Source organism: Micromonospora sp. NPDC002411, from assembly GCF_053592955.1.
In genome coordinates this window covers 1-3,171 of record NZ_JBSFBM010000521.1, presented here as the reverse complement: position 1 = coordinate 3,171, position 3,171 = coordinate 1, and the positions used below count along the sequence as shown (strand labels likewise).

At 73.8% G+C, this 3,171-nt stretch carries 3 protein-coding genes and 1 pseudogene; 2 read left to right on the top strand and 2 right to left on the bottom strand.

What is annotated here, in order from left to right; genetic code table 11:
- The first annotated feature begins 30 nt into the window (after positions 1 to 30).
- Positions 31 to 861 (top strand): SDR family NAD(P)-dependent oxidoreductase, encoded by an 831-nt coding sequence (locus ACWCO3_RS33265; RefSeq protein WP_450013899.1) that lies wholly within the window; start codon positions 31 to 33, stop codon positions 859 to 861.
- Between the two features lie 32 nt (positions 862 to 893).
- The gene (locus tag ACWCO3_RS33260; protein ID WP_450013897.1) at positions 894 to 1,985 is read left to right on the top strand and encodes a PLP-dependent cysteine synthase family protein; all 1,092 of its coding nucleotides are present in this window, start codon (positions 894 to 896) and stop codon (positions 1,983 to 1,985) included.
- Positions 1,986 to 2,021: 36 nt separating this feature from the next.
- Here ACWCO3_RS33260 and ACWCO3_RS33255 read toward each other — a convergent pair whose 3' ends face one another.
- A complete protein-coding gene (locus ACWCO3_RS33255; protein ID WP_355022823.1) occupies positions 2,022 to 2,642 on the bottom strand; it encodes a putative glycolipid-binding domain-containing protein in 621 nt (206 codons plus the stop codon).
- A 106-nt stretch (positions 2,643 to 2,748) separates the two neighbouring features.
- Positions 2,749 to 3,171: pseudogene (locus ACWCO3_RS33250) on the bottom strand (DEAD/DEAH box helicase); the annotation flags it as partial.

The window sequence follows — 3,171 nt, the reverse complement described above, 5'->3', positions numbered from 1 at the left end:
CGCCCGGTCGGCCGGCGGTAGCGTGCGCCGATGACCCCGCCGGGACGTCGCGTGGCAGTGGTGACCGGCGCTGCCGGCGGCCTCGGCCACGCCATTGCCACAGCGCTGCACGCCGACGGCTGGTCGGTGCTCCTCACCGACCTCGACCCGGCGGCGGTGGCCGCCGCCGCAGGGCCCCTCGGGGGTTGGTCGGCGGCCCTGGACGTCCGGGACGAGGACGCCTGCGCCGCCGTCGCCGCGAGCGCCGCGGACCGGGGCGGCCTTGCGCTCTGGGTCAACAATGCCGGCGTCCTGACCACCGGGCCGTCGTGGGAGCACGACGGGCCGACCCGCCGCCGGATGTTCGACGTCAACACCTTCGGCGCCATGAACGGCACCCTGGCCGCGCTGGCCGTGATGCGCGGGCAGGGCCACGGCCACGTGCTCAACGTCGTCTCGCTGGCCGGGCTGATCGCCGCGCCCGGCGAGACGGTGTACGCGGCCAGCAAGCACGCCCTGCTGGCGTTCAGCCTCGGCACCCTGTCCGACCTGCGGATCGCGGGATACCGCCGGGTGCACGTCTCCTGCCTCTGCCCGGACGGCATCTGGACCCCGATGCTGCACGACCGGCTGGACGACCCGGGCGCGGTGGCTTCGTTCACCGGGTCGATGTTGAGCGCGCCGCAGGTGGCCGCCCGGGCGGTCCGGTTGGCCCACCGACCCCGTCCGGTGGTCAGCCTGCCCCGCTGGCGGGGAGCGCAGGTGCGCCTGCTGGACGCCCTGCCCCGGCTGGCGGTCGCGCTGACCCCGCTGGTCCAGGCCGCCGGCCGCGCCGGCCAGCGCCGACAACAACGTCGGAGCACCCGTCCGGACCGGCCCTGACCACCGCTGGGCCTGCTTGCTACGTTTCCGGCGTGACTCATCTCGACCGGTGCGACGAGGCCAGCCGAACCTGGGTGACGGAGGCGATCGCCGCCGTCGAGGCGGACGCGAACCGCTCGGCCGACACCCACCTGCTGCCGTTTCCGCTGCCCCGAGCCTGGGGGATCGACCTCTACCTCAAGGACGAGTCCTCACATCCCACCGGCTCGCTGAAGCACCGGCTGGCCCGCTCGCTGTTCCTCTACGGGCTCTGCAACGGCTGGATCGGGCCGCGCACCACGATCGTCGAGGCGTCGTCGGGCTCCACGGCGGTCTCCGAGGCGTACTTCGCCAGGATGCTCGGGTTGCCCTTCATCGCGGTGATGCCCGCCTCCACCTCACCCGAGAAGATCGCGCAGATCGAGTTCCAGGGCGGCCGGTGCCACCTGGTGGACGACCCCGCCAGCGTGGTGGTCGAGGCCCGGTGGCTGGCCGAGGACTCCGCTGGGCACTTCATGGACCAGTTCACCTACGCCGAGCGGGCGACCGACTGGCGGGGCAACAACAACATCGCCGAGTCGATCTACGCCCAGCTCGAACTGGAACGGCACCCGATCCCCGCCTGGGTCGTGGTGGGTGCCGGCACCGGAGGCACCAGCGCGACCATCGGCCGGTACGCCCGGTACCGCCGACTCGCCACCAAACTCTGCGTGGTCGACCCGGAGAACTCGGCGTTCTACCCGGCCTGGTTGGCCGCCGACTGGTCGGTGCGCACCGGGAAGGGCTCCCGGATCGAGGGGATCGGCCGTCCGACCGTGGAGGCCTCGTTCCTGCCCTCGGTGGTGGACCGGATGGTCCAGGTGCCGGACGCGGCGTCACTGGCCGCCATGCGTGCCGGCTCGGCCGTGCTCGGCCGCCGGGTGGGCGGCTCCACCGGCACCAACCTGTGGGGCGCGTTCGGCCTGATCGCCGGGATGCTCGCCGAGGGCCGGACCGGCTCGGTGGTCACCCTGATCTGTGACCCGGGTGACCGGTACGCCGACACCTACTACTCCGACGACTGGGTGAACGCCCAGGGCCTCGACCTGACGCCGCACCTGGCCACTATCGAACGCTTCCTGACCAGCGGCACCTGGCCCGGCTGAACCGCTCCGCTGGGCCTGGCCCGGCTGGGCACCTGCTCAGCGCGGGTCGATCCGCTCCGCCAGCCCGGGATAGCGCACCACGTAGCCGCTGTCGTCCAGGTCGATGTCGGCGGTGAAGGTGCCGCTGGCGAAGCGCACCCGGCCCGGCCCGAGCCCCGTGTAGATCTGCTCGGCCGGCACCACCTCCAGACCGGGCAGCAGCACCCACGCGACGGTGATCCGGTGTGCGATGTCGGCCGGCTCGGCGGCCAGCCCGAGCCGGTGAACCGGCAGGGTGTTGAACAGCGGCGAGCCGCTCAGGTCGACGTCGAGCGCGTCGGCCAGCCGGTCCGGGTCGTCGGTGCCGGGCAGGCCGGCCCGGGGATGACCGGCGTTGACCAGGGCCCGGTCCAGGTCGCCCTGTTCCGCGGTGGTCACCCGCCACCGGTCCGCCGTCCGCTCCAGGGTCACCCGGCGCTGCCAGCCCAACCCTTCGACCTCGACCTCGACCCGGGTCGTGGACCAGTCCGGTGCGGTGGTCAGCTGGTAGCGGGCGGTCCAGGGGATCGGGTCCACGGCGAGCAGGGTGCCCCGGGCCGCCAAGCCGCGGCTGTCGTCGAAGAGGACCTGCTCGCTGCCGGCGGTGTCCGTCCGGGACCAGAAGATTGATTGCGGCATGGTCGGCATGAGCCGGACGTTACGCGACCCGGCCTGCCTCGGCAGGGCATGCGCGAACGCCGCCGCGAAGCAGGTGCTCCGCGACGGCGTTCAGAGGATCAGACGATCAGTGGGTACGCGCCGGCGGTCGCCCGCCGAAACCCCGCCGGTCGTCGCGCGGACGGTCGTCGCGGGCCCGGTCCTCGCGGGGACGGTCATCCCGACCACGGCTCTCCGAGCGGAAACCACCCCGAGAGTCCCGGTCACCGAAGCGCCGCTCGCCCTGCGGCCGGTCGCCCCGGCCGTCCCGGTCACCGAACCGCGGCCGGTCACCGAACCGACGCTCGCCCTGCGGCCGGTCGCCGTAGCCCCGGGAGTCCCGATCGGCGTAACGCCGCTCGCCAGCCGGCCGGTCACCGTAGCTCCGGTCGCCGGCGGGCCGATCGCCGTAACGCCGCTCGCCCTGCGGACGGTCGCCGTACTGCCGGTCGCCCTGTGGCCGGTCGCTGTAGCGGCGCTCGCCCTGCGGCCGGTCGCCGAACCGCCGCTC

Bases quoted from the DNA above. Each gene is read 5' to 3' on its own strand.
- ACWCO3_RS33265 (WP_450013899.1), top strand. From the start codon at position 31: ATGACCCCGCCGGGACGTCGCGTGGCAGTGGTGACCGGCGCTGCCGGC.
- ACWCO3_RS33255 (WP_355022823.1), bottom strand. From the start codon at position 2,642: ATGCCGCAATCAATCTTCTGGTCCCGGACGGACACCGCCGGCAGCGAG.